The 3,278-nt window shown below is 68.8% G+C and carries 2 protein-coding genes; both read left to right on the top strand.

Features of this window, described 5'->3' with window-relative positions:
- Window positions 1-225: 225 nt before the first annotated feature.
- Entirely contained in the window at window positions 226-1,743 is a 1,518-nt protein-coding gene (locus KUM32_RS35725; protein ID WP_308408807.1) for a wax ester/triacylglycerol synthase domain-containing protein, read from the top strand.
- A 555-nt stretch (window positions 1,744-2,298) separates the two neighbouring features.
- Complete coding sequence (locus KUM32_RS35720) at window positions 2,299-3,180, top strand: alpha/beta fold hydrolase (RefSeq protein ID WP_217146074.1); 882 nt, start codon at window positions 2,299-2,301, stop codon at window positions 3,178-3,180.
- Window positions 3,181-3,278: the final 98 nt, after the last annotated feature.

Below are 3,278 nucleotides of genomic sequence, written 5' to 3'. Positions count from 1 at the left end.
GACGAGGACGATCCCGCTTGGTTCGCCTCCGTCGCGGTGCTGGACGAGGGCAGCTACGAGATCGTCCGGAGTGACACCAGTCGGCGTGAGCACGACGTCGCCACCCAGACCAGCATCAATCAGATCGCAGGCGACCTCATCAAGTGGCTGGCCGCCCGCGCTACCTAAAACACGGCCTAGTACTGCAACGGTGCTTGCCGTGACTGCTGGCCAACTCGGTCATTGATGTGGTCACCACGACCGCCGCGACGGTGGCGATGCCGAGACCGGTTGTCACGCACGCTGTACACGAGCAACCGCCTTCGACAGTTTGATCAAGTCGTGGCGGAGCCTTCGAACCGAAATCGGGATTCGTGCGTTGACCCAGTCGGTGACTGCCGGTTACCGGAGGCCAGTGCGGGCCGCCGGCAGTTCACCGCCTCTCGTACACCGACACGTAAGCCGTCGAGGCCCACTGGTCCTGCGGACCCGGCAGCGGCGCACGATGGGAGACCGTCTTCCGTGACCGCGCATCCTTCAGCGTCGTCGTTGCCCCCTGTCCCACTGCGCGCCGTCGACCGTGCCTTCCGGGCGACCGCTTCCGGGCCGTTGGTCATGGGCGTCAAGCTTGACTTTCCCGGTGCAGCGCCCAGCCTGTCGGAGGTGCGCGCTCGCGTGGCAGAGCGCGCCGTGCCCATTCCGTCCCTGTATTACCACGTGGCGGACGACGGACGGACCCTGCACGCGGACGACGCGCTCGAGGTGAACGACCACGTCCGTGAGACGGATCGGGCCGGCGACGGGGACGAGCGCGTGGTGGACCGGATGATGCTCGATGAAGCGCTGCCCGCAAACCGGCCGCCGTGGGACCTGTGGCTCATCCGGCGGGCGACCGGCCACTCCCTGTGCTTCCGCTCCGACCACGCCCTGCGTGACGGATCCGCCGCCGTCGCCCTGATCCGCGCTCTGCTGGAGGACCGACCGGGTTGGCGGCCCCGTACCCGTCGGGAACTGAGGCCCGGTCCGCGTGACTTCGGTTCCGTGACGGGGGAGGCCCTGCGCGCTCTGCGCTCTCCCGACATCGCTCCAGGCATGGCAGGCACCCCTGTGGGCACGCAGGGGATGCTACACGCCGACGTCCCCGTGGAGTTGCTGCACGTAGCCGGCCAGGCACACGGTGCCACCGTCAACGACGTTTATCTGACGGCTTTGTCCCAGGCTGTGCGGCGCTGGTACGAGGACCGGACGGGCACCGGGCATCCGCCGATGCCGGTCTCGGTTCCGGCGTCGGTCCGGGCCCCGGGCCGGGAGCTGGAGGTGGGTAACGCGCTGGTGACCACCAGGGTCGTCCTGCCGTGCACGCGAGTTGATCCCGGTGAGGCATTGCGTGAGGTCAAGGCCCAGACGCGGCGGCTGCGTGAGGGCAGGCACCGGGACGCGGCGCGTGTCGTGTTGCGGGCGCTGCCTGCGGCCATGGGGGCTTGGTCGGCGATCCGTCTAGTGGATGCGGAGGCGGTGCCGACGCTGGCGTCCACCATGGAGGCTGGTCCCCTTTTGACTGTTCAGGGTCGACGGGCGGAGCGGGCGTCCATGTTTCTCGCCTTGTCCGGCGGTCTCCGCTGCTACACGGCGCTGACGACCTACCACGACAACGCCCGGCTCACCGTCGTACACGACGACAGTCTGCCGGACGTCTCCCGCCTCGTGGAGCACTGGAGAACAGCCGTGGGCGAGCTGGCGGCAGGGCCAGTGCTCAGGCGGTGAGGGGGGACCGAGGACGTTCCCGGCCTCTGCGGTCGGCGGTCCCTTCCGGTAGATCGCGGTGACGGACTACCGCGAGCGTGCGCGATCGCCGTGGACTGCTTGCTTACGGAGAGCCGGCCCGTGAAGAACTGCGACCAGTGCTGGTGGCCACTTCCGGTGGCGCCGTCACATGGACAGCTGCGGCAGCAAGAACGCTTTGCGGACCTCTACAGGTCCGGGCACCCACCGCGGATGACGGCAAGGACGCCCGCACCTGCCTGGAGGCACCGGGCCTCTCAGTTAAGACGGCTGCCTGTGACCGCCGCGACGCTGGTGAGGCCAATGGCTGCATGACGACTGTTGCTGCTCTCGTGTTGTGTTCTGAGTCACATTCTTTTCCTTTGTTGTGTTGCTGTTGCAGGTCAGGGGGGTTTGGTCGGCGTCCTTTTGCCTTGTGTTCAAGTATAACGAAGTCGATTGCCTTGCACACAAGGTTCTTGTGTCATAGGTTCTTGGTCATGGTCAACGGGCCGGGCGGAGCACACCGCGGCGGTCCACGAGGAGAGCGAGAGAGTCATGACGAGCAACAGCACCCGGCGTTCGGTCCTCACCAAGGGCGCTCTGCTGGCGACCGCGGCGACCGCGGTGAGCGGCGCGACCCTGGCGTTCGCCTCCGGCGCGACGGCCGGCCCGGCCGACCGGACGCCCCGGACGGGCACCTCGGCCGTCGCGGACCACGCCCGCGGCGGCAAGCCGACCGTCGTGCTGGTGCACGGGGCGTTCGCCGACTCCTCCAGCTGGAACGGTGTGATAGGCCAGCTCAAGCGGGCGGGCTACCCGGTCCTCGCCGCCGCGAACCCGCTGCGCGGCCTCCAGCAGGACGCGGCCTCCGTGCGCAGCGTCCTCGACAGCGTCAAGGGCCCCGTCGTCCTGGTCGGTCACTCCTACGGCGGCAGCGTGATCAGTCAGGCCGCCGCCGGCCAGTCCAAGGTCAAGGCCCTCGTCTACATCGCCGCGTTCCAGCCCGCCAAGGGCGAAAGCTCCGCCGAACTGGCCGGCAAGTTCCCCGGCAGCACCCTGGGACCGAACCTCAACCCGGTTCCCTTCCGGCAGGCCGACGGCAGCACCGGCACAGACCTCTACATCAAGCAGGACACCTTCCGCGCCCAGTTCGCCGCCGACGTCCCCCGCGACACCGCCGACCTGATGGCCGCCACCCAGCGCCCCATCACCGAAGCCGCGCTCAATGACACCGCCACCGAGGCCGCATGGAAGACGATCCCCTCATGGGCACTGGCCACCACCGAGGACCTCAACATCCCCGTCGCTGCCCAGCGCTTCATGGCCGACCGAGCCGGCTCCCACACCACCGAGATCAAGGCCTCCCACGCCGTCACCGTCTCCCGACCCGACGCAGTGACCCGGCTGGTCAAGCAGGCCGACCGCGCCACCCGCTGACCAGCGACCCCGCCCCGGCCGACACCCCACCCACCCCACCCACCCCTCCCCGAGAAAAGGAACCCGACCGCCATGTCCCGCATCCCGCTGCACACCGT

It is taken from the genome of Streptomyces sp. AC627_RSS907, from assembly GCF_019049165.1.
The sequence above is the reverse complement of the archived record's forward strand: the minus strand, read 5'-3'. Positions and strand labels throughout refer to the sequence as shown.